The 25,126-nt window shown below is 66.8% G+C and carries 26 protein-coding genes; 24 read left to right on the top strand and 2 right to left on the bottom strand.

All coding sequences use genetic code 11. The features are described from left to right. The first annotated feature begins 47 nt into the window (after positions 1 to 47). The 6 genes from nagZ (at position 48) to tatC (ending at position 4,070) form a co-directional block, all read left to right on the top strand. Positions 48 to 1,061, top strand: coding sequence for a beta-N-acetylhexosaminidase (nagZ, locus tag V2B31_RS12050; protein WP_328278759.1), 1,014 nt, complete (start codon positions 48 to 50; stop codon positions 1,059 to 1,061). Positions 1,062 to 1,198: 137 nt separating this feature from the next. Beyond that, the gene (locus V2B31_RS12045; protein WP_328278757.1) at positions 1,199 to 1,981 is read left to right on the top strand and encodes a segregation and condensation protein A; all 783 of its coding nucleotides are present in this window, start codon (positions 1,199 to 1,201) and stop codon (positions 1,979 to 1,981) included. Beyond that, the gene (scpB, locus tag V2B31_RS12040; protein WP_328278755.1) at positions 1,978 to 2,571 is read left to right on the top strand and encodes an SMC-Scp complex subunit ScpB; all 594 of its coding nucleotides are present in this window, start codon (positions 1,978 to 1,980) and stop codon (positions 2,569 to 2,571) included. Before V2B31_RS12045 ends, scpB begins: the two co-directional genes overlap by 4 nt. 28 nt (positions 2,572 to 2,599) lie before the next feature. Then, a complete protein-coding gene (locus V2B31_RS12035) occupies positions 2,600 to 2,836 on the top strand; it encodes a twin-arginine translocase TatA/TatE family subunit (RefSeq protein ID WP_328278753.1) in 237 nt (78 codons plus the stop codon). Between the two features lie 29 nt (positions 2,837 to 2,865). Continuing rightward, positions 2,866 to 3,297 carry a Sec-independent protein translocase protein TatB gene (gene tatB / locus V2B31_RS12030; RefSeq protein WP_328278751.1) on the top strand — a complete coding sequence of 144 codons (432 nt, stop codon included), beginning with the start codon at positions 2,866 to 2,868 and terminating at the stop codon, positions 3,295 to 3,297. Beyond that, positions 3,294 to 4,070, top strand: a complete 777-nt coding sequence (gene tatC / locus V2B31_RS12025; RefSeq protein ID WP_328278749.1) for a twin-arginine translocase subunit TatC — start codon at positions 3,294 to 3,296, stop codon at positions 4,068 to 4,070. The genes tatB and tatC overlap by 4 nt, the downstream gene beginning before the upstream one ends. A gap of 77 nt (positions 4,071 to 4,147) precedes the next feature. Here the strand turns inward: tatC and V2B31_RS12020 are convergent, their stop codons facing one another. Together V2B31_RS12020 and V2B31_RS12015 are read right to left on the bottom strand one after the other, a co-directional pair. Next, positions 4,148 to 4,276 (bottom strand): entericidin A/B family lipoprotein, encoded by a 129-nt coding sequence (locus V2B31_RS12020; protein WP_328278747.1) that lies wholly within the window; start codon positions 4,274 to 4,276, stop codon positions 4,148 to 4,150. Between the two features lie 337 nt (positions 4,277 to 4,613). Further along, the gene (locus V2B31_RS12015) at positions 4,614 to 5,564 is read right to left on the bottom strand and encodes a cell wall hydrolase (protein WP_328278745.1); all 951 of its coding nucleotides are present in this window, start codon (positions 5,562 to 5,564) and stop codon (positions 4,614 to 4,616) included. Between the two features lie 203 nt (positions 5,565 to 5,767). On the opposite strand from V2B31_RS12015, the gene V2B31_RS12010 reads away from it, so the two are divergent. The 18 genes from V2B31_RS12010 to V2B31_RS11925 all read left to right on the top strand — a co-directional run. Beyond that, on the top strand, positions 5,768 to 6,763 hold the full coding sequence (locus tag V2B31_RS12010) for a cysteine synthase A (RefSeq protein WP_328278743.1): 996 nt from the start codon (positions 5,768 to 5,770) through the stop codon (positions 6,761 to 6,763). Between the two features lie 41 nt (positions 6,764 to 6,804). Then, complete coding sequence (locus tag V2B31_RS12005; protein WP_328278741.1) at positions 6,805 to 7,098, top strand: hypothetical protein; 294 nt, start codon at positions 6,805 to 6,807, stop codon at positions 7,096 to 7,098. Positions 7,099 to 7,100: 2 nt separating this feature from the next. Next, complete coding sequence (locus V2B31_RS12000; RefSeq protein WP_328278738.1) at positions 7,101 to 8,282, top strand: Gldg family protein; 1,182 nt, start codon at positions 7,101 to 7,103, stop codon at positions 8,280 to 8,282. Between the two features lie 181 nt (positions 8,283 to 8,463). Then, positions 8,464 to 8,961, top strand: a complete 498-nt coding sequence (locus V2B31_RS11995) for a division/cell wall cluster transcriptional repressor MraZ (RefSeq protein ID WP_328278736.1) — start codon at positions 8,464 to 8,466, stop codon at positions 8,959 to 8,961. Further along, positions 8,958 to 9,920 carry a 16S rRNA (cytosine(1402)-N(4))-methyltransferase RsmH gene (gene rsmH / locus V2B31_RS11990; RefSeq protein ID WP_328278734.1) on the top strand — a complete coding sequence of 321 codons (963 nt, stop codon included), beginning with the start codon at positions 8,958 to 8,960 and terminating at the stop codon, positions 9,918 to 9,920. Before V2B31_RS11995 ends, rsmH begins: the two co-directional genes overlap by 4 nt. Further along, the gene (locus V2B31_RS11985; RefSeq protein ID WP_328278732.1) at positions 9,917 to 10,567 is read left to right on the top strand and encodes a colicin transporter; all 651 of its coding nucleotides are present in this window, start codon (positions 9,917 to 9,919) and stop codon (positions 10,565 to 10,567) included. Before rsmH ends, V2B31_RS11985 begins: the two co-directional genes overlap by 4 nt. Further along, positions 10,567 to 12,279, top strand: coding sequence for a peptidoglycan D,D-transpeptidase FtsI family protein (locus V2B31_RS11980; RefSeq protein ID WP_328278730.1), 1,713 nt, complete (start codon positions 10,567 to 10,569; stop codon positions 12,277 to 12,279). Before V2B31_RS11985 ends, V2B31_RS11980 begins: the two co-directional genes overlap by 1 nt. Further along, positions 12,279 to 13,715 carry a UDP-N-acetylmuramoyl-L-alanyl-D-glutamate--2,6-diaminopimelate ligase gene (locus tag V2B31_RS11975; RefSeq protein ID WP_328278870.1) on the top strand — a complete coding sequence of 479 codons (1,437 nt, stop codon included), beginning with the start codon at positions 12,279 to 12,281 and terminating at the stop codon, positions 13,713 to 13,715. Before V2B31_RS11980 ends, V2B31_RS11975 begins: the two co-directional genes overlap by 1 nt. Positions 13,716 to 13,845: 130 nt before the next feature. Continuing rightward, entirely contained in the window at positions 13,846 to 15,234 is a 1,389-nt protein-coding gene (locus V2B31_RS11970; protein WP_328278728.1) for a UDP-N-acetylmuramoyl-tripeptide--D-alanyl-D-alanine ligase, read from the top strand. Beyond that, positions 15,234 to 16,307 (top strand): phospho-N-acetylmuramoyl-pentapeptide-transferase, encoded by a 1,074-nt coding sequence (gene mraY / locus V2B31_RS11965; RefSeq protein ID WP_328278726.1) that lies wholly within the window; start codon positions 15,234 to 15,236, stop codon positions 16,305 to 16,307. The genes V2B31_RS11970 and mraY overlap by 1 nt, the downstream gene beginning before the upstream one ends. Next, positions 16,304 to 17,614, top strand: coding sequence for a UDP-N-acetylmuramoyl-L-alanine--D-glutamate ligase (gene murD / locus V2B31_RS11960; RefSeq protein WP_328278724.1), 1,311 nt, complete (start codon positions 16,304 to 16,306; stop codon positions 17,612 to 17,614). The genes mraY and murD overlap by 4 nt, the downstream gene beginning before the upstream one ends. 42 nt (positions 17,615 to 17,656) lie before the next feature. Beyond that, positions 17,657 to 18,859, top strand: coding sequence for an FtsW/RodA/SpoVE family cell cycle protein (locus tag V2B31_RS11955; protein ID WP_328278722.1), 1,203 nt, complete (start codon positions 17,657 to 17,659; stop codon positions 18,857 to 18,859). Then, the gene (gene murG / locus V2B31_RS11950; protein ID WP_328278720.1) at positions 18,856 to 20,022 is read left to right on the top strand and encodes an undecaprenyldiphospho-muramoylpentapeptide beta-N-acetylglucosaminyltransferase; all 1,167 of its coding nucleotides are present in this window, start codon (positions 18,856 to 18,858) and stop codon (positions 20,020 to 20,022) included. The genes V2B31_RS11955 and murG overlap by 4 nt, the downstream gene beginning before the upstream one ends. 139 nt (positions 20,023 to 20,161) lie before the next feature. Beyond that, complete coding sequence (murC, locus tag V2B31_RS11945) at positions 20,162 to 21,631, top strand: UDP-N-acetylmuramate--L-alanine ligase (RefSeq protein ID WP_328278718.1); 1,470 nt, start codon at positions 20,162 to 20,164, stop codon at positions 21,629 to 21,631. Between the two features lie 17 nt (positions 21,632 to 21,648). Beyond that, the gene (gene murB, locus V2B31_RS11940; protein WP_422247554.1) at positions 21,649 to 22,569 is read left to right on the top strand and encodes a UDP-N-acetylmuramate dehydrogenase; all 921 of its coding nucleotides are present in this window, start codon (positions 21,649 to 21,651) and stop codon (positions 22,567 to 22,569) included. Between the two features lie 133 nt (positions 22,570 to 22,702). Then, entirely contained in the window at positions 22,703 to 23,668 is a 966-nt protein-coding gene (locus V2B31_RS11935; RefSeq protein WP_328278714.1) for a D-alanine--D-alanine ligase, read from the top strand. Then, the gene (locus tag V2B31_RS11930) at positions 23,661 to 24,596 is read left to right on the top strand and encodes a cell division protein FtsQ/DivIB (protein ID WP_328278712.1); all 936 of its coding nucleotides are present in this window, start codon (positions 23,661 to 23,663) and stop codon (positions 24,594 to 24,596) included. The genes V2B31_RS11935 and V2B31_RS11930 overlap by 8 nt, the downstream gene beginning before the upstream one ends. Positions 24,597 to 24,599: 3 nt before the next feature. After that, the coding region (locus V2B31_RS11925) for a cell division protein FtsA (RefSeq protein ID WP_328278710.1) at positions 24,600 to 25,126 on the top strand (527 nt) is incomplete at its 3' end.

The following is a 25,126-nucleotide window of genomic DNA, read 5'->3' as shown; positions in this document are numbered from 1 at the left end:
CACAAAGCCCTTCGACAGGGCCGGCCGCAGCCGCTACCATCGGCCCCATGAAACCGGTAATCTTCGGCCTTTCCGGCGAGAATCTGACCGCTGATGAGCGCGCCTTCTTCGCAGAGGCGGAGCCGGCGGGCTATATCTTCTTCAAGCGCAACTGCGTCGATCGGGCGCAACTGCGCGCTCTGACCGACGATCTGCGAAGCCTGCATGGCCGCGACGACCTGCTCGTCATGATCGATCAGGAGGGCGGCCGGGTCGCGCGCATGCAGCCGCCGATATGGCCCGCTTTCCCCGCCGGCGCGGCGTTCGACCGGCTCTACGACCTCGCGCCGTCGAGCGCCATCGCCGCTGCGCGCGCCAATGCCCGCGCCATCGCGCTGATGCTGACGGAGGTCGGCATCAGCGTCGATGCGCTGCCGCTGCTCGACGTGCGGCAGGAGGGCGCGAGCGACATCATGGGCGACCGGACGCTGGGCGCCGACCCGATGCGCGTCGCCGCGCTGGGCCGCGCGACGCTGGAGGGGCTGGCCGAGGGCGGCGTCGTCGGTATCATCAAGCATATGCCGGGGCACGGCCGCGCGATGGTCGACAGCCATCATGACCTGCCGGTGGTGGACGCCAATCTCAACGCCCTCGAAACCGATCTCGCGCCGTTCCGCACGCTGCGGAACGCGCCGATCGGCATGACCGCCCATGTCGTCTATACCGAATGGGACGCCGAGCGGCCCGCCAGCCTGTCGCCCGCGATCATCGGCGAGATCATCCGCGACTCGATCGGGTTCACCGGGCTGCTGATGTCCGACGATCTCGACATGCAGGCGCTCAGCGGGACGATCCCCGATCGCGCCGCCGGCGTGGTCGCGGCGGGATGCGACCTCGCGCTCAACTGCTGGGGGCGGATGGACGACATGATCGGCATCGCCGAGCGGCTGCCCGACATCACCGACGTCTCTCGCGCCCGGCTCGACCGCGCCATGACGTCGGTAACGTGCGGCGCGGACCAGCCGCCGATCGAAGAGTTGCTCGCAACCCGCGACACGCTGCTGGGGCTGGTGCCGGCTTGAGGGTGAAGGCCAACTCATTCCTCCCCTGTAAGGGGAGGGGGACCACGAAGTGGTGGAGGGGTGTCCCGCTCTCGATAGGGCGACACCCCTCCGTCAACCCTTCGGGTTGCCACCTCCCCTTGCAGGGGAGGATGTAAATGGACGACCTCTTCACCAGCCCGGCCGTCCCCTCGCCGCACACCCTCACCGTCAGCTTCGACAGCTGGGAGGGGCCGCTCGACCTGCTGCTGACGCTCGCACGGGGGCAGAAGGTCGATTTGCGCGAAATCTCCATCCTCGCGCTCACCGAACAATATCTCGCCTTCATCGACAGCGCGCGGCAGCTGAAGCTGGAACTGGCCGCCGACTATCTCGTGATGGCGGCGTGGCTCGCTTACCTCAAATCCGCGCTGCTGCTGCCCAAGGCCGAGCAGCCCGATCCCAGTCCCGAGGAATTGGCGCTCCGCCTGCAATTGCGGCTCCAGCGGCTCCACGCCATGCGCGACGCCGCCGCCCGGCTGATGGCGCGCGACCGGATCGGCCGCGACGTGTTCCGCCGCCGCGCGCCCGAAGGGCTGCGCCTCGTCCGCAAGGCGCAGTGGCAGGCGAGCCTCTATGACCTCATCGCCGCTTACGGCCAGGTGCGCGCCCGCACCCGCACTGTGGTTCACACCATCGCGGTGCGCCCGGTGATGACCCTTGATGAAGCGATCCAGCGGGTCGGGTCGCTCGTCGGCGCGGCGCTCGACTGGACCCGGCTCGAAGCCTTCCTGCCGCCCGCGCTCGACCCGGAGCGGGCCAAGTCGGCGCTGGCAAGCAGCTTCGTCGCGGCGCTGGAACTGGCGCGACAGGGGCGGCTGGAGATCGACCAGGCGGCGATCTTCGCGCCCATCTATCTGCGTGCGCACCAGCCCGCCGACCCGGCGGGGCCGCTGCTATGACGCAGGAACCCGACGATTTCCGTCGCGCGGTGGAGGCGGCCCTGTTCGTGGCGGAAGCGCCGCTGACGCCGGCCGACCTCAAGCTGCATGTCGGCGAGGCGGGCGATCTGAACGCGGCGCTCGCGGCGCTTCAGGCCGATTATGCCGGGCGCGGCGTCAACCTGGTCGAGCGGGGCGGGCGCTGGCATTTCCAGACCGCCGCCGATCTCGCCCATATATTGCGCCGCGAGAAGGACGAGATGCGCCGCCTGTCCCGCGCGGCGATGGAGACGCTGGCGATCATCGCCTATCATGAGCCGGTCAGCCGCGCCGAGATCGAGGCGATCCGCGGCGTTCAGGTCGCCAAGGGGACGCTCGACGTGCTGATGGAGGCGGGCTGGGTCCGCCCCGCTGGCCGGCGCGAAGTGCCGGGCCGTCCGCTCATCTACGCGACCACGCTCGAATTTCTGTCACATTTCGGGCTTAGCAGCCGGCGGGACTTGCCGGGGATGGACGATCTGCGCGCCGCCGGCCTGCTCGATCCGGTCGATCTGGCGCTGGAGGGTCTGGCCGGCCAATCCGTTCTGGAAAATGACGATGAAGAGGCCTAGATAGGGCTTCTGCTAGGAGTATTGAAAAATGGGTTCCTTTTCGCTGATGCACTGGGTGATCGTGCTCCTGGTCGTCATGCTGCTGTTCGGTGGCGGCCGCATTTCCGGCCTGATGGGTGACGTTGCCAAGGGCATCAAGAGCTTCAAGAAGGGCATGGCCGAGGACGACGAGGTGACGCCCGCCAAGCCCGCGACCCGTATCGAGGGCCATCGCGTGCCGGAGCAGGACGCGCCGACGCCGACCGAAGAAAAGACCAAGGCCTGATCGCGCGCATACCGGGGCGATAGGCGCGCATGTTCGGGATCGATTCGACCGAGCTTCTGGTGATCGTGATCATCGCGGTGATCGTGATCGGGCCGAAGGACTTGCCGCGCGCGCTTTACAAGGTTGGGCAACTCGTCGGCAAGGCGCAGGGCATGGCCCGCCATTTCCGCACCGGCATCGACGCAATGGTGCGCGAGGTCGAGCTGGAGGAACTGGAAAAGAAATGGGCGGCGCAGAATAAACGCATCATGGACGAGCATCCGCCCGAGACCGTGCCCGGTGCTCTGCCCGCGCCGATCGAGACGGAAAGCCCCGCCTTCGTCGCGCAGTCCGCGCCGGTGGAAGAAGCTCCGGCCGATCCCCCGGCCTTCGTGGCCCAATCCGCGCCTGTTGCGCCGACCGTCACCCAAGGCCCGCCTTATCTGGCCGAAGCCCCGCATAAGGGCGACGCCGCGGCATGATAAGCGACATTGACGACAGCAAGGCGCCGCTGCTCGACCATCTGATCGAATTGCGCAGCCGCCTCCTCAAATGCGTCTATGCGCTGGTGATTACCGGGGCATTCTGCTTCTATTTTTCCGAACAACTGTTCGCGGTGCTGGTCCATCCGCTGAAAGAAGCGTTCGGCGACGGCGGCGGGAAGCTGGTCTATACCAAGCTGTACGAAGCCTTTTTCGTGCAGGTGAAGATCGCTTTCTTCGGCGCTTTCTGCCTGTCCTTCCCGATCATCGCCAACCAGCTCTGGGCCTTCGTCGCGCCGGGCCTCTACGCGAAGGAGAAGAAGGCGCTGCTGCCCTTCCTCGTCGCGACGCCCTTCCTGTTCGGCCTGGGGGCGAGCCTTGCCTATTTCGTGGTGATGCCCACCGCCTTCCATTTCTTCCTGGAATTTCAGGGGAACAGCAGCGGCCTTTCGGTCGAGGCGCTGCCCAGCGCCGACGCCTATCTCGGCCTCGTCATGCAGTTCATCCTCGCTTTCGGCATCAGCTTCCTCATGCCGGTGCTGCTGATGCTGCTCAACCGCGCCGGTTTCGTCACCCGCGCGCAGCTTATCGGCCTGCGCCGCTACATGATCGTCGCGGCCTTCGTGCTGGCGGCGGTGCTGACCCCGCCCGATGTCGTGTCGCAGCTCATGCTGGCGATCCCGCTGCTGTTACTCTACGAAATCACGATCGTCGCCATCTGGTTCACCGACCGCCGACAGGCCAAAGATGAGGTGGAAGAGGCGGCGGCCTGATCCGCGCCACCAAAAAAGACCCGCCGGAGACCGGCGGGCCAATGCTAGGGGACTTTTGAAACTGGGGTAGTCGCTGCTCAGTCGGCCGCGTCCTCGACCGCCTTGCCGGCGCTCTGCACGTCCTTGCCCGCGCCTTCGACCGTGTTGCACGCCGCGACCATCAGCGAGCCGGTGAGCAGCAGAGCGGCCAGGATCTTCTTCGTCATGGAAAATCTCCTCAAAACTTGGGTGACCGCCCGTGGCGGTGACACAGCCAAGAACCCGCGCCCGTCCATTCCGTTCCGGTGCCGGAAAGATAATGATTTTGCTGGAAAAATTGCCCTGAAAAAGTCTGAGCCCGGAACGCGTCGGGGGGGGAGACGTTCCGGGCTCATATTTTGCGGATAGCAAGAGCGGGGGGCAAAAGATTTGCTATCCGAAATGTAGAACCCCCAAGGCCGCGGATCGGTTCCCGCGCCGACGAGAAAAATGAAAATAATTTATCCGGCTGATTCCAGCTACTTCGTTGGTTAGCGGGGATTAAGTCGGAAAAAAACGCGGATATCAGATGAGCGGGCGTCCGCTATTGCGATATTCCGGCCGGATCGTGGACTGCGGCAAGCCGTCGTCGACCGGCAGTGGAACCGGCGGCGGGCTCCAGCCCCGCGCGGCGGGAACGGATGGCGCGGCGAAGAGCGGCGCGGGCGGCGCGAGCAGTTCGGCAGGCGCACGAACCGGACGGGCGGGCCAGCTGGTGCGCGCCGGGCCGGAGATCGTCTCCCGCCCCAGATAGATGTCGCGGAACGCCGCCTCGGTGCCGTTGAACCCCGGATTGCGGTAGAAGATATGCGCCCCGATCACCGCCACGGCGCGCAGGCTGCCCGACCAGTCGGGCCGAACCGCCAGCGTATGATAATGGGTCGCAAGCCCGACCGGCGCATAGACCTGGCCCGCCAGCGCATCGGCCGCCACCCGGCGCGCCCGCGCCCAGGCGGCCGCCATCGGCACCCGCGCCATCGCCCCGTCGCAGCTGAAGGTGAACTGGCAGCGGAAGTCGGTCCGTTCCGACCCCTGATAGACGACGCCGCAGACCGTGTTCGGCCAGAGCGGGCTCCGCACCCGGTTCAGCACCACCTGGGCGACGGCGCGTTGCCCATCTTCGGGCTCGTTGCCCGCTTCATAATAAATAGCCGATGTCAGACAGTTGAGCGCGCGATAGCTGTCAAGTGCGGTGACGCCCCGGAACACCGCCGCCGGCGCGGCCTTGACCGCGTCCAGCCCCAGCACATGCGCGGTCTTCACCGTTTCGACCCCCGGCGCGGGATCGAACGCCCCCTCGGCGAAGAAGAAGGCCGATCCGGGGAAGTTCGCGTCCGACTCCTCAGCCGGGTCGATCACGGCGCGCGCGTCACCGCCGTCCAGCATGTCGAGCGGCGCTGCGGTGATGAGGCGCGGCGCGACGAGCAGCGCCAGCGCGATAGCGATGATCGCGCCGCGCCCCTTCCACCCGCTCAAGCCCTTAAAAAACCGCACCAATCACCCGGTCGCTGCATCGTCCCAGACCGGCCCTTACACCAAAGGCCGCCGCGCTGCTGCCCCGCATTTGCCGCTGTGCCGCGATGGGACGGCGCGCGCGGCAAAGGTTAAAATCACCCCTTGGCCCCCGCCATCATTCGCTTGCTTGGCAAAGCCGCGCCGCCTCCGCTATGCGAAGGACCATGCTGCTTCATCCCGATAGCCTCGCCCTTATCGGCAACACGCCGCTCGTCCGCCTCGCCGGCCCGTCGCAGGAGACCGGCTGCGACATTTTCGCCAAATGCGAATTCGCCAATCCCGGCGCATCGGTGAAGGATCGCGCGGCGCTGTTCATCGTCAACGACGCCGAAGAGAAGGGGCTGCTCAAGCCCGGCGGGACGATCGTCGAGGGGACGGCGGGCAATACCGGCATCGGCCTGGCGCTGGTCGCCAATGCCAAGGGGTACAAGACGATCATCGTCATGCCCGAAACCCAGAGCCGGGAGAAGATGGATACGCTCCGGGCTTTGCGCGCCGAACTGGTGACGGTGCCAGCCGCCGCCTATTCCAATCCCGGCCATTTCGTCCACACCAGCCGCCGCATCGCGGAGGAGACGGACAATGCGATCTGGGCCAACCAGTTCGACAATATCGCCAACCGCAAGGCGCATATCGTCGGCACCGCCGAAGAAATCTGGACGCAGATGGAGGGGCGCGTGGACGGCTTCACCTGCGCGGCCGGCACCGGCGGCACGATCGCGGGCGTGGGCCTGGGCCTCAAGGCCAAGGATGAGGCGATCGTCATCGCGCTCAGCGACCCCCACGGCGCGGCGCTCTACAATTATTACGCCCATGGCGAATTGAAGGCGGAGGGCAGCAGCGTCGCCGAAGGAATCGGCCAGGGCCGCATCACCGCCAATCTGGAGGGCGCGCCGATCGATACCCAGTTCCGCATCTCCGACGAAGAGGGGCTGCACTGGGTCAACCGCTTGCTGAGCGAGGAAGGGCTGTGCCTCGGTCTCTCGTCCGGCATCAACGTCGCGGGCGCGGTGGCGCTGGCGAAGCAGTTGGGGCCGGGCAAGCGGGTCGTCACGATCCTGTGCGACACCGGCTTCCGCTATCTTTCGACCCTCTACAACCGGCAATGGCTCGAATCTAAGGGCTTGACGGTTTTCCCCTGGCTGGCGCAACATAGCTGAATCCGTGGCATCCGCCGGGGCGAATGAGAGAATAGGGTTGCATGGCTGAGACACCCCGCCGACAGGAAGGGTTGCAGCGCGTCCAGATCGGCCTCACTGGGCTGGCGGGCGTCGTGCTGCTCGTCGGCCTCGCCAATATCGTGATCGAAAAGGCGCGGATCGACGACGCGACGCAGCCGCCGCCGGTCGTCCCTACGCTCACCCAGAACGCCGTGTCGGCGAAGGATCCCCTGGCTGAACTGGGCGTCCAGCCCGCGCCCGAGCAGACGCCGATCGTCCCCGACCTTCAGCCCGACCCCAATATCCGCAACCGCGACGCGCAGCAGCAGCGCTGAGCATGGCCGCGCTGCGCCGGGGGCTCGGGCGCTTCCTCTGGCTCTGGCTGCCGACGCTTGGCATATTCCCGGCCGGTCTCCGCCGCGCCTGGATGACCGGGCAGACCGATCCGTGGGACTGGAGCATCGCCGCCGCGCTGGTGCTGGCGGTGGTCGGAGTGATGCGCCGAAAAGATAGCGCGGCGCTCGTCTGGGTGGCGCTGGGCAGCGCCGGGATGGTGCTGATCTTCTGCGCGGTAGCGGCGGGGCGTGGGCCGGAGGCCAGCGCTGCGCTAGGGCTGCTCGCCGTAGCTCTGACTGCGACATTCGCTGGCGCGCGGCTGCGGTCGGTGGTCGGCGTTGGGCTGCTTGCTGTCAGCGCGCTGCTCCTCTGGCGCGGGCCGTCCCAGCCGGTCCAGCCTGTCCCGGATCGTCCCGGCCTTGCCGTCGTCACCGCGCTGCCGCTGTTCTGGGATGAGGCGGGCGAGCGGCGCGACGCGCCGATCCTGTCGCTGCTGCGCACCCGCTTCAATGTCGAGCCGCTCGACGATCCGGCGCGGTTGCCCGAAACAGGCGCGCGCCGCCTCTTGCTGGCGCAACCGCGCGCGCTGACGCCCGCGCAGATGGTGGCGATCGACCGCTGGGTGCGCGGGGGCGGCCGGGCCTTGGTGCTGGCGGACCCGATGCTGCGCTGGCCCTCCGACCTGCCGATCGGCGATCGCCGCCGGCCGCCGGCTGTCAGCCTGCTCGAGCCGCTTCTGACACGGTGGGGCTTTGCGCCGGGGGCGCCAGAAAGCGCAGAAACTCGCCAATTCTTGCCCAGCCGAGCATTGCTCGTCCTGTCAGGCTATGATCGCGATACGCCTGTGACTCAATGGGTTGGGCAGGGGGCCGTAACCCTGCTGGGCGATGCGGATGCCATCGATGACCGGCTCTGGCTGGCCGATCCGGCCCGGCCGCTCGACCCGCGCGTGTGGAGCGCGGACACGCCTGCGCTGCTGGTGCGATGGCTCGATGGCGCGCCGCTCGGCGAGCGGCGCTGGATGCGCGCGCTGCCCGATGTGCTCGCGGGGGTTCGCGGCGCGCTCCTGGCCGGGACGATCTGGGCCATCCTGGGCGCGCTGCTGCTGCCGCGTGTTTCGGCGCTTTTTGAGGCCCGTGCCGGACCAGCGCGAACCAGGAGAAAAGGACAAGAAAACAACTGATCCCGTTTCTGACCTGCTTCTCCCTTCTCTACCCAAAAAATCCCTTCCCACTTCGCCTCATGCTTGGTAGGTAACCGGCATTGGGGTTTTCAGGCGTCGATCAGTCCTGGGGCTCGGAGTCGTGATCGCGATTCCGGCGGCGGGAAGTCTGTGCCCCATCGAAAAGGGGCCACTTTTCACCGTGTCGGACGCCATTCTCTATTCGGGCAACGCATTCAGCGTCGCGGACGGCAAAGGCCGGTTCGTGCTGCCCCTGGAGATGCGGAAACTCGTCGTTCAGGCTAGCGCCGGCGCCAACAAACTCTGCCTGTCCATCCATCTCGACAATGGCTGCGCCACCGGATTTGGGTTGTCGCACAAGCAGTTCCTGTTCGACGAGGTCGAGGAACTGGAGCGGCTGGCGCGCGAGGCGGGGCGCGACTTCAATGGCGATCTGGAGCGCGAGAATCGCCTCGGCATGATCGAGGACGTGAATTTCGACGATGGCGGCCGCTTCTTCCTGCACCCCGATATCAAGGACGAAGCGGGCATCACCGACGCGGTCTTTTTCTACGGCGTAGGCCGCTATTTCCAGATCTGGAAGCCCGAGCGGCTGGTCGAAAGCTCGGATCGCCCGGCGCTGATCCGTAACAAGGTGAAGCGCTGGATCGAAGCGCGCGCTGCGGGAGCCACCAAGTGAGCGCGCCCGCGTCCGCCGCCGCGCCGCACATCCCCGTTCTCCTCGATGAAGTGCTCGACGCCCTCGCCATCCGCTCCGGTGAGGTTCATGTCGACGGCACGTTCGGGGCGGGCGGATACTCCAGCGCCATGGCGCGCGCCGGCGCCCGCGTCTTCGCCTTCGATCGCGACCCCGATGCGATCCGCGAAGGGCAGGCGCTCGCGCAGGCGCAAGGCATCACCCTCATCCCCGGCGAATTTTCGCGGATGGAGTCGCTGCTCGCCGAGCGGGGCGTGGACAAGGTCGCCGGCATCACGCTCGACATCGGCGTCTCCTCGATGCAGCTCGACCGGGCGGAGCGGGGCTTTTCCTTCCAGGCCGATGGCCCGCTCGACATGACCATGGCGCAGAGCGGGATGAGCGCCGCCGATTTCCTCAACACCGCCCCGGAAGAGGAGATCGCCGACGTCATCTATCGCTATGGAGAGGAGCCGCGCTCGCGCCGCGTCGCCCGCGCCATCGTCGATGGGCGCCCGCTGGAGCGCACCAGCCAGCTCGCCGCCGTGGTGCGCCGGGCGCTCGGCCACAAGCCGCACGACAAGAAAGACCCGGCCACCCGCACCTTCCAGGCGGTCCGCATTCACGTGAACCGCGAGCTGGAGGAGCTGGAGCGCGGGCTGGAGGCGGCCGAGGCGCTGCTGGAGGCGGGCGGCCGGCTGGCGGTCGTCACCTTCCACAGTCTGGAAGACCGGATCGTCAAACAATTTCTCCGCAACCGCAGCGGCGGCGAGTCGGGGGGCTCGCGTCATCTGCCCGAACGCGCGGCCGCCGCCGCGCCGACCTTCGCCAAGCCCGCCAAGGCGGTGCGCGCAAGCGAGGCCGAACTGGCGCGCAACCCCCGCGCCCGGTCCGCCACGCTGCGCAGCGCCGTCCGCACCGTTGCTCCCGTCCCCCCGTCCGCCCGGAGTGTCCGCGCATGATCGCCGTCAAGAGATTGCAGAGCCTGATCTGGGTGATCCTGGTCGCGCTGGGCGCGCTCGGGGCCTATATGGTGTCCTTGAAGGTCGCCACGGAGCGCAACGACCTGATGAAGGTGCGCGCGCAGATCGCCAGGGCCAAGGCCGACATCCGCTATCTGGAGACCGAATTCAGCGCCCGCGCCTCGATGCGGCAGCTCGAAAGCTGGAACCAGCACGACTTTCTCTATGCGACGCCCACGGCGCAGCAATATCTGGGCGGGGAGCAGGCGCTCGCGCATCTCGACGGGGTGCAGCCCAACGGTCCGGATTATGTCGCGCCGCCGGTGATGGTGGCGATGGTGGAGACGCCGGCCGACCTGCCTTCCGCGCCGCAGAAAGCGCCCGAAAGCCCCGCCGCGACCCAGATCCGCAGCGACATCGCCGTCATCCGCGAAGCCCATGCCGCCGACAATGTCGACAAGCTGGAAAAGCCCGCGAAGCGCGATCCGGTGCAACAGGCCAAAGCCGACGCAGACGTTAGCAAGCCCAACCCGATCGCGCGCAAGGCGGAGCGGATGGCGATGCTCGACGCCAAGCTGCTCGACGACAGCACGCTCGGCGATCTCACCGCGCGGGCTGCGCGCGAAAAACGGAAAGGGGCGCGCTGATGGCGACGATCATCGTCCAGCCCGGCGGCGCGCGCGCGGGTCGCCAGCGGGTCAGCCTGACCGCGATCGCGCACAACCGGCTGATGCTGCTGCTGATCCTGTTCATGGCAATCACCGCCATCCTGATCGGCCGCCTGGCCTGGGTCGGCGTGTTCACGCACGGGGCGGCGGGCGACGATGTGCTGTCAGCCTTTGTCCCGGCCCGCGCCGACATTGTCGATCGCAACGGCGTGCCGCTGGCGCGCACGATGGACGCCTATTCGATCGCCGTGCGCCCGCACAAGCTGATCGGCGAGCCCGCCGAACTCGCCCGCAAGCTGCACGAAATCTTCCCTGACGAGCCGGAAGCCGCCTTCTACAAGAAGCTGTCCGGCAAGGGCTGGGCCTATCTGCGTCGCCGCGCGCTGCCCGAGGAAGTGGCGGCGGTGAATGCGCTGGGCGAGATCGGCATCGAATTCCCCCGTGAGAAGGAGCGACTCTATCCGCAGCGCTCGCTCGCCGCCCATGTGCTGGGCTTTGCGCCCAATAGCGAAGGCACGGGCGGCATGGGGGTGGAGGCGGCCTTCAACGACCGCCTGATCGACCCGGCGCTGCGCGGCAAGCCGTTCGCCCTGTCGATCGACAGCCGGGTTCAGGGCGCGCTGGAAAGCGAGCTTTATGCCCAGATGGTGGCGCACAATGCCAAGGGCGCGGGCGGCATCATCCTGGACGCCAATAGCGGCGAGATCATCGCCATGGCGTCGATTCCGGTGTTCGATCCCAACAAGCTGCAAAATTACGCTGGCAAGAAATGCAGCGACTCGCCGCTGTGCAACCATATTGTCCAGGCGCGCTACGAACTGGGATCGACCTTCAAGCCGCTGTCGATCGCGACCGCCATGGACCGCGGCGTCGTCACCTCGATGAGCAAGCGCTATGACGCCACCGCGCCGCTCGCCGTCGCCGGCTTCCGCATCAAGGACGACCATCCGCTCGGCCGCTGGATCAACGTGCCCGAAACGCTGGTCCACAGCTCCAATATCGCCACCGCGCGCATCGCCGACGAAATGGGCGCGCAGCCGATGCAGGACATGTTCCGCAGCCTCCATTTCGACCAGCGCGCGCCGATCGAGCTGAAGGAACGGGCGGGCACGCTTTGGCCGACCAACTGGGGGCGGATCACGACGATGACCGTGTCCTACGGCCATGGCATCGCCGTCACCCCGCTGCATCTCGCGAGCGCCTATGCCGCCCTGGTGAATGGCGGGCTGTGGCGGCCCGCGACGCTCCGCAAGCTGGAGCCCAGCGAGGTGCCAGCAGGCCGCCGCGTCTTTTCCGCCGCCACCAGCGCGCGGATGCGCCAGCTGTTGCGGATGATCGTGGCGGCGGGTACAGGGCGAAGCGCCGACGCCAAGGGATACCGGGTGGGCGGCAAGACGGGTTCGGCAGAAAAGCCCGAAGAGGGCCGCTACAACAAGAGTTCGCTGGTGACGACTTTCGCGTCCGCCTTTCCGATGGACAATCCCCGCTATGTCGTGCTCGCGATGATGGACGAGCCCAAAGGTAACGCCCAGACCTTCGGCCTGCGCACGGCGGCGTGGACCGCCGCGCCGGTGGTCAAGCGCGTGATCGAGCGCACCGGCCCGATGCTGGGTGTGATGCCAGACGAGCGGCGCGACGTCGACATATCCGACCTGATGCCGCTGCTGCACGGCGACAAGGAGAAGGAATGATGCGCCTCGGGTCGCTGATCGAGGGGCTGGGTGTCGAGGCTGGCGCTGGCCTCGACATTCCTGTTTCGGGCTTCGCGATCGACAATCGCAAGGTCGCGCCGGGCACCGTGTTTGGCGCGTTCCAGGGGCTGCGCGTCAATGGCGAGGATTTCATCGCCGACGCGGTGCGGGCCGGCGCGGTTGCAGTCGTCGCCCGGCCGGAGGCGAAGGTGGAAGGCGCCATCCACATCGCCCATGCCAATCCTCGCCGCCTGTTCGCGCTGATGGCGGCGCGCTATTTCGCGCCCTTCCCGGACGTGACGGTCGCTGTCACCGGCACCAATGGCAAGACCAGCACGGTCGAACTGACCCGACAACTGTGGCGGATGCTGGGGCACAAGTCGGCCTCGATCGGCACGCTGGGGGTCACTACCTCGGTCGATCAGGTGTCGACGGGCCTTACCACGCCCGATATCGTGACGTTCCTCGCCAACATGGCGGGTTTGAAGCGCGAGGGCATCACCCATGCCGCGTTCGAAGCGTCGAGCCACGGCCTCGACCAGTATCGCACCGAGGGGCTGCCGGTCGCGGCCGGCGCCTTCACCAACCTGTCGCGCGACCATCTCGATTATCATGGCGACATGGACGCCTATTTCGACGCCAAGATGCGGCTGTTCGACGAAGTGGTGAATGCCGATGGCCACGCCGTCATCTGGGCGGACGACGAATGGTCGGCCAAGGCAATCGCGCGCGCTACGAAGCGCGGATTGCGTCTGCTGAGCGTAGGAGTGCAGGGGCAGGGACTTCGGCTCGTCAGTCGCACGCCGACACAGTTGGGGCAGACTCTGGAAATCGAGGCGGACGGCAAAAGCTACAAGGTCAATCTGCCGCTGATCGGCGCCTATCAGGCGGCCAATGCGCTGGTCGCGGCCGGCCTCGTCATTGCGACGGGTGGCGATATGTCCAAGGTGCTGGAACTGCTCGGGCGCGTCCAGCCGGTGCGGGGGCGGCTGGAGCGGGCGGTCATCACCCGGGCGGGCGCGCCGGTCTATGTCGACTATGCCCACACGCCCGACGGGCTGCGCGCCGCGATCGAGGCGCTGCGGCCGCATACGCGCGGGCGGCTCATCACGCTGTTCGGCGCAGGGGGGGATCGCGACGCGGGCAAGCGCCCGCTGATGGGCAAGGTCGCCGCCGAGCTGTCCGACCATGTGATCGTGACCGATGACAATCCCCGCTCTGAAGAACCTTCCGCCATTCGCGCCGCCGTGCTGGCGGGCGCGCCGGATGGTGAAGAAATCGGCGGCCGCCGCGCCGCCATCGCCGCCGCGATTCAAATGGCGGGTGCGGACGACATCGTCCTGCTGGCGGGCAAGGGGCATGAACAGGGCCAGATCATCGGCGACCGCGTGCTGCCGTTTGATGACGTGACCGTCGCGCGGGAGTGCGCGGGGTGATGCAGTGCGCGCAAATCAATCCGTTCGCCCTGAGCGAAGTCGAAGGACTCGGCCGACCGGTAGGGAGGCTACTTCGCTGCGCTCAGTGGAGGGCTTCGACAGGCTCAGCCCGAACGGCTTTCCGGGTTCAATGATGCCGCTCTGGACCTCGGCCGAGATCGCTGAAGCCACGGGCGGCGCCGCGTCGGCGCCGTTCGCCGTTTCGGGCGTCGCCTTCGACAGCCGCGAGGTCGGCCCTGGCGACCTGTTCGTCGCGATGAAGGGCGAGACGACCGACGGCCACAAATTCGTCGCCAAGGCGTTCGACCAGGGCGCGGCCGGCGCGATCGTCAGCAGTCCGGTCGATCATCCCCACATTCTCGTCCCCGACAGCGCCGCCGCGCTCGAGGCGCTGGGCAAGGCGTCGCGCAGGCGGATGGCGGGCAAGGTGATCGGCGTCACCGGATCGGTCGGCAAGACCGGCACGAAGGAGGCCTTGTTCCAGGCGCTGGACCGCGCCGCGCCGGGCCAAGCCCACCGATCGGTCAAAAGCTACAACAACCATGTCGGCGTGCCGCTCAGCCTCGCGCGGATGGCGCGTGACAGCGCCTATGGCGTGTTCGAAATGGGCATGAACCATGCCGGCGAACTCGCCGCGCTCACCCGGCAAGTGCGGCCCCATGTCGCGATCGTTACCGCGATCGCGCCCGCCCATATCGAATTTTTCGGCACCGAAGCGAAGATCGCCGAGGCGAAGGCGGAGATATTCGAGGGGCTGGAGCCCGGCGGCACCGCGATCATCCCCTATGACAGCCCGCATGTGGCGCTGCTCTACAACAAGGCGGAGCGCCATGCCGCGCGCATCCTGACCTTCGGCATGAGCGGCGAGGCCGATGTCCGGGCGATCGAAGCGGTGCCGGCGCCGGGGGGCGGCAGCCTGGTTACGGCGCGACTGCCCGACGCCGAACTCTGCTTCACCATTGCCGCGCCCGGCGACCATTGGGTGTCGAATGCGCTCGCCGTGCTGGCGGCGGTGGAGGCTGTGGGGGGCGATCTTGCTGCCGCCGGCCTCGCGCTCGCGGAAATGCCGGGCCTGCCGGGGCGGGGCGAGCGCCGCATTTTGCCGGTTGCGGGCGGCGAAGCGCTGTTGATCGATGAGAGCTACAACGCCAATCCGCTCTCCATGGCGGCGACCCTGAAGCAGCTCGGCCGTGAGAAGGCCGACCGGCGCATCGCCATTCTCGGTGGAATGCGCGAGCTGGGCGACCAGAGCGCCTCGCTCCATGCTGGCCTCGCCGCGCCGATCGAGGGCGCCCAAGTCGATTATGCCATATTGGTCGGAGACGAGATGCAGCCGCTCGCCAGCGCACTCGGCGCCGTGCCCCACGCCCATGTGCCCGACACCGCCTCGGCCATCCCTCTCATCCAGAATGAAATGCGCGCGGGCGACGCGATCCTGGTCAAGGGCTCGAACGGGGTGGGCCTCTCCCGCCTCGTCGCCGCGCTTGCCGACGCCGCCCGCGACGGAGATAGTAACTGATGCTCTACTGGCTTGCCCAGACGCTTGATTTCGCGGGGGTGTTCAACCTCGTCCGCTATCTGTCCTTCCGCGCGGGCGCGTCGATCTTTACCGCGCTCGTCATCGGCCTTGTCATCGGCCCGAAATTCATCGGCTGGCTGCGCGTGCGCCAGGGCAAGGGCCAGCCGATCCGCGACGACGGCCCGCAAAGCCACCTCGCCAAGCGTGGCACGCCGACAATGGGCGGCCTCATGATCCTGACCTCGATGGTCGCCTCGGTGCTCCTGTGGATGGACCTCAGCTCCATCTATGTCTGGGCCTGCCTGTTCGTGACGCTGGGATTCGGCGCGATCGGCTTCCTCGACGATTATGACAAGGTGACGAAGGCCAGCCACAAGGGGCTGTCGGGCAGGATGCGCCTGCTGTTCGAGTTCCTGATCGCCGGCGTCGCCGCCTGGATGATCGTCCACAGCCACGGCAACACGGCGCTTTACGTGCCCTTCTACAATGGTCCCGCGATCGAGCTTGGCCCCCTCTATTTCTGCTTCGCCGCCTTCGTCATCGTGGCGTTCGGCAATGCGGTGAACCTGACCGACGGGCTGGACGGCCTCGCCACCATGCCGGTCATCATCGCCAGCTTGGCCTTCTTGGCTATCGTCTATCTGGTCGGCCGCGCGGACTTCGCCGAATATCTTGGCATCCCGCATGTGCCGGGCGCGGGCAATCTCGTGATCCTGTGCGGGGCGATCATTGGCGCGGGTCTCGCCTTCCTCTGGTTCAACGCGCCGCCCGCCGCGGTGTTCATGGGCGACACTGGCAGCCTTGCGTTAGGCGGGACGATCGGCGTGATCGCGGTGACGGCGCATCATGAGATCGTGCTCGGGATCATCGGTGGGCTGTTCGTCGTGGAGGCAATGAGCGTCATCATCCAGGTCTTCTTCTACAAGCGCACGGGGAAGCGCGTCTTCAAGATGGCGCCGATCCACCATCATTTCGAACAGCTGGGCTGGGCCGAGCCGACCGTCGTGATCCGCTTCTGGATCATCGCCTTCGTGCTGGCGCTTGCCGGCCTTGCGACGTTGAAGCTGCGATGATCGTCAGCAGCGCCTTTGCGGGGAAGACCTATGCCGTGCTGGGGCTGGCGCGGTCCGGCCTCGCCACGGTCGAGACGCTGGTGGCGAGCGGCGCGCGCGTGGTAGCGTGGGACAGCCGCGAGGAAGCACGGGCGCTGGTGGACGGCAAGGCGGAACTCGGCGATCCGATGGAGATCGACCTTGCCGGTTTCGACGGCATCGTCGTGTCGCCGGGCGTACCGCTGAACCGCCACCCCATCGCCGTGCGCGCGAAGATCGCCGGCGTGCCGATCATCGGCGATATCGAACTGTTCGCACTCGCCCGCCCGACACTGCCCCCGCACAAGGTCGTCGGCATCACCGGCACCAACGGCAAGTCGACCACCACGGCGCTGATCCACCATATCATCGAGCAGGCGGGCTATCCCACGGTGATGGGCGGCAATATCGGCCTGCCGATCCTCAGCCAACCGCCGCTGGAGCCGAACCTGCACGGCGTGGGCGTCTATGTGCTGGAACTGTCCAGCTACCAGATCGACCTGACCCGCAGCCTCGATTGCGACGTGGCGGTGCTGCTCAACATCACGCCCGATCATCTCGACCGCTATGACGGGTTTGAGGGCTATGTCGCGTCGAAGGCGCGGCTGTTTGCGATGCAGTCTGCAACCGGTATTGCGATCGTTGATGCTGCTACCGAGGCAAATTATCAAATACTAGATGATTGGTCGGGACAGGAGGCTGTTGAACTCGACAGTGTGGCCGTGACAGACCAGTCGGGATGGCCGTCCCTACAAGGGCCGCATAATCTGCAAAATGCACAAGCTGCGATTGCTTGTTGTCGCGCGCTTGGCATTGATTTGCCTACCATATTCAACGCCCTGACCAGCTACGCCAGTCTCCCCCATCGCATGCAGGCGGTCGGCACCCACAACGGCGTCCTCTACGTCAACGATAGCAAGGCGACCAATGCCGCCTCGACCGCGCCCGCTCTCGCCGCATGGCCGGCGAAGGACGGCAAGCCCCGCATCCACTGGATATTGGGCGGCGTCGCCAAGTCGGACAATCTGGACGAGTGCGTGCCGCATTATGGCAACATCGCCCACGCCTATACCATCGGCGAAGCGGGGCATATGTTCGCCGACCTGCTCCGCCCCCATATGGCGGTCGATGACAGCGAGATGCTAAGCGCCGCCGTCCGCCGCGCCGCGCGCATCGCCCAGCCGGGCGATGTCGTGCTTCTTTCGCCCGCCTGCGCCAGTTTCGACCAGTTCCGCGACTTCGAGGCGCGTGGGGATGCGTTCGTCGCGGCCGTCGAGGCGCTGGAATAAGGCTTGGGGGCAGGGGCCATGAACAGGGAAGGCACGACAGGAATGTTCAGACCGGGCGAACTGGTGAAGGGCTTCAAGGGCCGCACCGTTCCGCGCGAGCGCACCGCGCTCGCCATCTGGTTCTGGGAGATCGACCGCGTTCTCCTGTCGCTGATCGTCACGTTGATGGCGATCGGCCTCGTCGCCGTCGCCGCCGCCTCGCCCGTTGCCGCGATCGACCGTTCGACGGCGACGGTCGCGGTCAACCCGCTCATCTATTTCTACCGCCAGCTGATGTGGGTGTTCCTCGGCCTGCCCGTCATGCTCGTCATCTCCATGCTGCCCCGGCCGCAGGCGCGACGGCTGGCGATCTTCCTGTGCGCCTTCTTCTTCGTCATGCTGCTGTGCGTGCCGCTGCTCGGATCGGTGGTGAACGGCGCGAAGCGCTGGATCGACCTGCCCGGTTTCCGCTTTCAACCGTCCGAATTCCTGAAACCGGCCTATGTCGTGACTCTCGCCTGGCTGCTCTCGCTGCGCGCAAAGGATGCGAGTCTGCCGGTCGTGCCGCTGACCGGCGCGCTGACGCTGCTAATCGCCGCCATCCTGATGAAGCAGCCCGATTTCGGCCAGACCGTCATCTTCCTCGCCTGCTGGGGCTGCCTGCTGCTGCTATCGGGCCTCGAAATGCGCTGGATCGCGATGCTCGGCGGCGCGGGTCTCGCCGGGCTGGTCGCGGCCTATATGTTCTATGAAAATGGCCGCCAGCGGATCAACGATTTCCTCGGCATCGGGGTGCAGATGGACACCGGGCCGGACCAGACCGACCTTGCCTTCCGCACCATCACCCATGGCGGCTTTACCGGCGTGGGGCCGGGCGGGGGCCTCAACAAGTTCCGCCTGCCCGAAGCGCATACCGACTATATCTTCTCCGTGATCGGCGAGGAGTTCGGCCTGCTTGCCTGCATCGCCATCGCCTGCGTCTATCTCGCCATCGTGGTGCGGGTGCTGCTGCGCCTGCTGGACGAGGAGGATGTGTTCACCATCCTCGCCGCCGCCGGCCTTACGACCCAGTTCGGGCTTCAGGCGATCATCAACATGGGCGTCAACGCGCAGATTTTTCCATCGAAGGGCATGACGCTGCCCTTTATCAGCTATGGCGGCTCCTCTATGCTGGCGCTTTGTATCGGGGTCGGCCTGCTGCTCGCCTTCACGCGGCGCAATCCCTTCATGGGCCGGCATACCGTCGTCAAATGGAGCGGCCGATGAGCATTTCCCGTCACTTCGTCCTCGCCGCTGGCGGGACGGGGGGCCATATGATTCCCGCCCATGCGGTTGCCGAGGAACTGATGGCGCGCGGTCATCGCGTGGCGCTGGTTACCGATGAACGGGGCGCGAAAATCCCCGGCATCTTTGAGGCGGCTCAAGTGCATGTCATGCCCGCCGGGCGCATGACGAAGAACCCGATGAGCTGGCCGGGCGCGTTGAAAGCGATCCTGGCGGGGCGGGCGATGGCGCGCCGCTTGAACGAAACCTTCCGCCCGACCGCAGTCGTGGGCTTCGGCGGCTATCCCGCCATGCCCGCGCTGCTGGGTGCGTTGGCGGATGGCGTGCCGACCGCGATCCATGAGCAGAATGCCGTGCTGGGTCGCGTCAACCGCTTGCTGGCGGGGCGGGTCAACGCCATCGCCACCGCCTATCCCGACTTGCAGCGCCTCAAAAGCAAATATGCCGACAAGGTCCATCTGGTCGGCAATCCCGTCCGCGAGGAAGTCAAGCAGCTGCGCGAGGAGGAATTTCCCGCCCTCACCGACGAAAGCGTGTTCCGCGTGCTGGTGATCGGCGGCAGCCAGGGGGCGACCATCTTGTCGAGCGTGGTGCCTGAGGGTCTTTCCATGCTGCCCGTCGCGCTCCGCCGCCGGCTTCAGGTGACGCAGCAATGCCGCGCTGAGGACATAGAGCGGGTGCGCAAGACCTATGCGGAGATGGAGATTCCTGCCGATCTTGCCACCTATTTCAATGACGTGCCTGAAAAGCTCGGCTGGTCCCATCTGGTGATCGCGCGCGCAGGCGCGTCGACGCTCGCAGAACTCACCTGCGCCGGCCGGCCCGCGATCCTCATTCCGCTGCCCAGCGCAATGGACGATCACCAGACCGCCAACGCCAAGGAGATGACCGAGGCCGGCGGCGCGCGCACCATCCCGCAGAGCCGCTTCACCGCGGTCGAACTCGCCAAGCAGATGCAGAAGATGGCGATGGAACCGGGCGCGCTGCAGAATGCGGCCAAACGCGCCTGGACCTGCGGCCGCCCCAATGCCGCGCGCGACATGGCCGACCTGCTCGAAAGCATCGGCAAGGCGCCGGTCATGAACGATCCGGTCAAGGTCGGGCCGGTGCCGACGACGCTCAATCTGGCGGGGGTTCCGGCGTGAACGAAGAGGCTCAACCCCCGTTCGCCCTGAGCCTGTCGAAGGGCTCGCCTGAGCGGAGCGAAGGCACTTCGCCTTCGGCTCAGCGGGGGGCTTCGACTTCGCTCAGCCCGAACGGTTCTACATTTAAGGAATCCCGTATATGAAGGGTGTCGGCACCGACATCGGCACGATCCATTTCATCGGCATCGGCGGCATCGGCATGTCCGGCATCGCCGAGGTGATGCACAATCTCGGCTACACCGTGCAAGGGTCCGACATGGCCGAAGGCTATGTGATCGAGGGGCTGCGGAAAAAGGGCATCAAGGTGATGATCGGCCACCAGGCCGAAAATCTGGGCGACGCGGCGGTGGTCGTCACCTCCACCGCGATCAAGCGCGGCAACCCGGAGGTCGAACTGGCGCTGGAAAACCGCATCCCCGTCATCCGCCGCGCCGAGATGCTGGCGGAACTGATGCGCCTCAAATCCACCGTCGCGGTCGCGGGGACGCATGGCAAGACGACGACGACTTCCATGGTGGCGGCGCTGCTCGACGCGGGCGGGGTGGACCCGACGGTCATCAACGGCGGCATCATCAACAGCTACGGGTCCAACGCGCGGCTCGGCAACAGCGACTGGATGGTGGTGGAAGCGGACGAAAGCGACGGCAGCTTCCTGCGGCTGGACGGCACGCTGGCGGTCGTCACCAATATCGATCCCGAGCATCTCGACCATTATGGCAGCTTCGACAAGGTGAAGGACGCTTTCGTCGAGTTCGTCGGCAATGTGCCCTTCTATGGCGCGGCGATGCTCTGCCTCGATCATCCCGAAGTGCAGGCGATCCTGCCGCGCGTGCAGGACCGCCGCATCGTCACCTACGGCTTTTCGGCGCAGGCCGATATTCGCGGCGACAATGTCCAGCCCATCCCCGGCGGCAACCGCTTCGACGTGCAGATACGCGAGCGCGACGGCTCTACCCGCCGCATCGAGGGAATCGAGATGCCGATGCCGGGCCGCCACAATGTTCTGAACGCCATGGCCGCGATCGGCGTCGCCCTCCAGATGGGCATAGACGACGCGACCATCCAGACCGGCTTCGCCAAGTTCGGCGGGGTCAAGCGCCGCTTCACCAAGGTTGGCGAAATCGCGGTGGGCGACGGCGTGGCCACCGTCATCGACGATTACGGCCACCACCCGGTCGAGATCAAGGCCGTCCTGGCCGCCGCGCGCGAAGGGGCGAAGGGGCGCGTCATCGCCGTGGTTCAGCCGCATCGCTTCACCCGCCTCCATGACCTGATGGACGAGTTCCAGCAGGCGTTCAACGATGCCGACATCGTCTATGCCGCGCCCGTCTATACCGCCGGCGAGCAGCCGATCGAGGGCGTGGACAGCGCCGCGCTTGTCGCGGGATTGAAGCGGCGCGGGCATCGCAACGCCGCCACCGTGGCCGACGCCGCCGATCTCGCCGCGCATCTCGCCGCCGACATCCAGGCGGACGATATGGTCATCTGCCTGGGTGCGGGCGATATCACCAAATGGGCGGCGGGGCTCGCAGCAGCGGTAACTGAAAGGGTAGAGCATAAAGCTCCCCTCCCGCTTGCGGGAGGGGTCGGGGGAGGGCTTGTTACTTGACCACCGCCGCCCCGAACATGCCCTCCCTTAGCCCCTCCCGCAAGCGGGAGGGGGACTTGCCCGCAGTGCGAGGTTCGCTCAAAGCCGACGCGCCGCTCGCGCCGCTCGTCTGGTTCAAGGCGGGCGGCGCGGCGCAATGGCTGTTCGAGCCCAAGGATGCCGATGACCTGTCCGCCTTTTTGCGAGACCTCGATCCGTCGGTGCCGGTGATGGCGCTCGGCCTCGGCTCCAACCTCATCGTTCGGGACGGCGGCGTGCCAGGCGTGGTCGTGCGCCTCGGCAAGCCTTTCGCAACGGTGGAGCAACAGGACGCCACTAGCCTTGTCTGCGGGGGCGGCGCGTCCGGCATTCTCGTGTCTTCGACGGCGCGCGACTCTGGGATCGCTGGCCTCGAATTTCTGCGCTCCATTCCCGGGACGGTCGGCGGCTTTGTTAGGATGAACGGCGGCGCCTACGGACGGGAGACGTGCGACATCCTGATCGAAGCGCAGGTCGTCCTTCGCTCAGGCGAGCAGGTGACGCTCTCCAACGCCGACCTCGGCTATACCTATCGCCACTCCACTTTGCCCGAAGGCGCGGTGGTGGTCAGCGCCACCTTTCGCGGCCATCCCGGCGAACCCGCCGGGATCCAGGCCGAAATGGACCGCATCGCCGCCGCGCGCGAGGAAAGCCAGCCGCTGCGCAGCAAGACCGGCGGATCGACTTTCAAGAACCCGGCCGGTCACAAGGCTTGGCAATTGGTGGACGAAGCCGGCTGCCGTGGCCTGACGATCGGCGGCGCGCAGGTCAGTGAGAAGCACACTAATTTCCTCCTCAACCTCGGCAACGCCACCAGCGCCGATATCGAAGCGCTGGGCGAGGAAGTGCGGCGGCGGGTGAGAGAGACAAGCGGAATAGAGCTGGAATGGGAAATCCAGCGTGTGGGGGTGAGCCAGTGAGCCCCTTCCAAACCCCGTTCGCCCTGAGCCTGTCGAAGGGCTCTGCTGAGCGGAGCGAAGCGACTTCGCCTGCGGCTCTGTCCGGGGCTTCGACTTTGCTCAGCCCGAACGGTTTTCCTCTGGATTTTTTCGCATGACCCGCGGCCCCTGGCATGTCGCGGTCCTTATGGGCGGCTGGTCGGCGGAGCGCCCCGTATCGCTGTCGAGCGGGGAGGGCGTCGCCAAGGCGCTGGAGGAGCGCGGCCATCGCGTCACGCGGATCGACATGGACCGTAACGTCGCCCAACGCCTCGCAGAAACGAAGGCCGACGTGGTGTTCAACGCGCTGCATGGCGTCCCCGGCGAGGATGGCACGATCCAGGGGCTGATGGACCTCATGGGTCTCACCTACACCCATAGCGGCCTCGCCACTTCCGTCATCGCGATCGACAAGCAGCTGACCAAGCAGACGCTGGTGCCGCATGGCATCCCCGTGCCCGGCGGCCATATCGTGGACAGCGAAAGCCTGTTCACGGCCGATCCTCTCCCGCGCCCCTATGTGCTGAAACCCGTCAACGAAGGCAGCTCTGTCGGTGTGGCCATCGTCACGGCGGAGGGCAATTACGGCAATCCCATCGCCCGCGACAGCGTGGGGCCGTGGCAGGATTTCCCCCAGCTTCTGGCCGAACCCTATATCCGGGGCCGCGAACTCACGACTGCCGTGCTTGGCGATGAGGCGCTGCTCGTCACCGAATTGCGGCCCAAGAGCGGCTTCTACGATTTCGACGCCAAATATACCGACGGGATGACCGAGCATGTCTGCCCCGCCGACATTCCGCCGGAGATCGGCGAGGCGTGCAAGGCGATCGCGCTGCGCGCGCATCAGTTGCTGGGTTGCAGGGGCGCGTCGCGGTCAGACTTCCGTTGGGACGACACGCAGGGGATTGAAGGGTTGTTCCTGCTGGAGGTCAATACCCAGCCCGGCATGACTCCTTTGAGCCTCGTCCCCGAACAGGCGGCGAAGCTGGGGATTGACTATGCGACTCTGGTCGAGATGATCGTCGAGGAGGCGCTGGGCCGCGCCCCCAGTACCGCAATGGGGGGTGAGAGACATGGCTGATGCACGCATCCGGCGCGGCGGGGCCGCTCGCCTCAGCAGCGCCAAGGGACGGGCGACCCGCGGTGGCGGCCGCGCGCTCAAACGCCAGAGCAGCATCGACCGGCTGATCGAGATGCTGCCGGTCAGCGAAGCGACGCTCCAGCGCCTGGCGAGCTGGGCGATCGTCGCGATCGTCGGCGGCATCGCCATCGGTATCGCCATTTTCGCCGGCCTGCCGGGCATGGCGAAGCAGCAGGCGGCCGAGATCGCGGCCCGCGCGGGCTTCGAGGTCGACAAGGTCGAGGTGCGCGGCGTCGAGCGGATGGACGAGCTGCCCGTCTATAATATTGCTCTCGGCCAGGTGGACCGTTCGATGCTCTCGCTCGACCTGCCCAGGGTGCGGCAGGAGATGCTGAAGCTCGGCTGGGTCAAGGACGCCCGCATTTCTCGCCGCCTGCCCGATACTCTGGTGGTCGATATCGTCGAGCGCGATCCGGTGGCGGTGTGGCAGCATGGCGGCCAGCTGCATCTGATCGACGTCAACGGCGTGGTGCTCCAGTCGGTATCGGCCAGCGCCATGCCCGATCTGCCGCTGGTCGTCGGTCCCAACGCCAACCGCCAGACGGCGGGGCTCAACACGCTGATGGAAAATGCGCCGGCGTTGAAGCCGATGCTGGCGGGCGCGACCTGGGTCGGGAACCGGCGCTGGGATCTGCGCTTTCAATCGGGCGAGACGCTCTCCCTTCCGGAGGGCGCGAAGGATTCGGCGTCGGCCTTGGTCAATTTCGCGCGGATGGACGGGGTCAACCGGCTGCTCGGGCGCGGCATTGTGAAGTTCGACATGCGCGATCCGGACCGTTTCGTCCTCCGCCTGCCGCAGGGCCGGGTCGAGGAGAAGCCGGCGGACGGCGCAGCGGCGAAGCGCTCGGGCGAAGGCGAGGAAGGCTAAACCATGCCGCAGCCCAAGGTCGAAAAGCTCATCACGGCGGTCGACATTGGCTCCTGGAAAGTGTCGGCGCTGATCGCTGGCCGCACCGACACCGGCGAACTCGCGATCCTGGGCACCGGCCAGCGCGAGAGCCGGGGGGTGCGGCGCGGCTTCATCGCCGACATGGAGCGCACCGAACTCGCCGTGCGCGAGACGGTGGAGCAGGCCGAGCGGGTCGCTGGCACCAATATCGAGGATGTGTGGGTCAGCTTCTCGGGCGGCTCCCTCGTCAGCGATGTCGTTACGGTCGAGCGCGACATGGGCGGCTACCGCGTCGAGCAGGCGGATATCGACGATCTGCTCACCACCGGTCAGCAGGGCATCGATCCCGACGGGCGCATCGTCCTCCATGCCCAACCGACCTGCTTCACCATCAACGGGAAGGTGCCGGTCAAGAAGCCGCTCGGGATGCACGCCGACCTGCTCGGCGTCGATATCCATGTCGTGCTGGCGGATGGCGCGCCGCTCGCCAATCTCGACCTGTGCGTGCG

The sequence above is a fragment of the Sphingobium sp. genome (assembly GCF_036170395.1).
Classification (GTDB): Bacteria; Pseudomonadota; Alphaproteobacteria; order Sphingomonadales; family Sphingomonadaceae; genus Sphingobium.
Note: the sequence above shows the minus strand (reverse complement) of the source record. Positions and strands in the feature narration are given on the sequence as shown.

Coding starts and splice junctions, on each gene's coding strand:
- nagZ (WP_328278759.1), top strand. CDS start 48: ATGAAACCGGTAATCTTCGGCCTTTCCGGCGAGAATCTGACCGCTGAT.
- V2B31_RS12045 (WP_328278757.1), top strand. CDS start 1,199: ATGGACGACCTCTTCACCAGCCCGGCCGTCCCCTCGCCGCACACCCTC.
- scpB (WP_328278755.1), top strand. CDS start 1,978: ATGACGCAGGAACCCGACGATTTCCGTCGCGCGGTGGAGGCGGCCCTG.
- V2B31_RS12035 (WP_328278753.1), top strand. CDS start 2,600: ATGGGTTCCTTTTCGCTGATGCACTGGGTGATCGTGCTCCTGGTCGTC.
- tatB (WP_328278751.1), top strand. CDS start 2,866: ATGTTCGGGATCGATTCGACCGAGCTTCTGGTGATCGTGATCATCGCG.
- tatC (WP_328278749.1), top strand. CDS start 3,294: ATGATAAGCGACATTGACGACAGCAAGGCGCCGCTGCTCGACCATCTG.
- V2B31_RS12020 (WP_328278747.1), bottom strand. CDS start 4,276: ATGACGAAGAAGATCCTGGCCGCTCTGCTGCTCACCGGCTCGCTGATG.
- V2B31_RS12010 (WP_328278743.1), top strand. CDS start 5,768: ATGCTGCTTCATCCCGATAGCCTCGCCCTTATCGGCAACACGCCGCTC.
- V2B31_RS12005 (WP_328278741.1), top strand. CDS start 6,805: ATGGCTGAGACACCCCGCCGACAGGAAGGGTTGCAGCGCGTCCAGATC.
- V2B31_RS12000 (WP_328278738.1), top strand. CDS start 7,101: ATGGCCGCGCTGCGCCGGGGGCTCGGGCGCTTCCTCTGGCTCTGGCTG.
- V2B31_RS11985 (WP_328278732.1), top strand. CDS start 9,917: ATGATCGCCGTCAAGAGATTGCAGAGCCTGATCTGGGTGATCCTGGTC.
- V2B31_RS11980 (WP_328278730.1), top strand. CDS start 10,567: ATGGCGACGATCATCGTCCAGCCCGGCGGCGCGCGCGCGGGTCGCCAG.
- V2B31_RS11975 (WP_328278870.1), top strand. CDS start 12,279: ATGCGCCTCGGGTCGCTGATCGAGGGGCTGGGTGTCGAGGCTGGCGCT.
- V2B31_RS11970 (WP_328278728.1), top strand. CDS start 13,846: ATGATGCCGCTCTGGACCTCGGCCGAGATCGCTGAAGCCACGGGCGGC.
- mraY (WP_328278726.1), top strand. CDS start 15,234: ATGCTCTACTGGCTTGCCCAGACGCTTGATTTCGCGGGGGTGTTCAAC.
- murD (WP_328278724.1), top strand. CDS start 16,304: ATGATCGTCAGCAGCGCCTTTGCGGGGAAGACCTATGCCGTGCTGGGG.
- V2B31_RS11955 (WP_328278722.1), top strand. CDS start 17,657: ATGTTCAGACCGGGCGAACTGGTGAAGGGCTTCAAGGGCCGCACCGTT.
- murG (WP_328278720.1), top strand. CDS start 18,856: ATGAGCATTTCCCGTCACTTCGTCCTCGCCGCTGGCGGGACGGGGGGC.
- murC (WP_328278718.1), top strand. CDS start 20,162: ATGAAGGGTGTCGGCACCGACATCGGCACGATCCATTTCATCGGCATC.
- murB (WP_422247554.1), top strand. CDS start 21,649: ATGCCCTCCCTTAGCCCCTCCCGCAAGCGGGAGGGGGACTTGCCCGCA.
- V2B31_RS11935 (WP_328278714.1), top strand. CDS start 22,703: ATGACCCGCGGCCCCTGGCATGTCGCGGTCCTTATGGGCGGCTGGTCG.
- V2B31_RS11930 (WP_328278712.1), top strand. CDS start 23,661: ATGGCTGATGCACGCATCCGGCGCGGCGGGGCCGCTCGCCTCAGCAGC.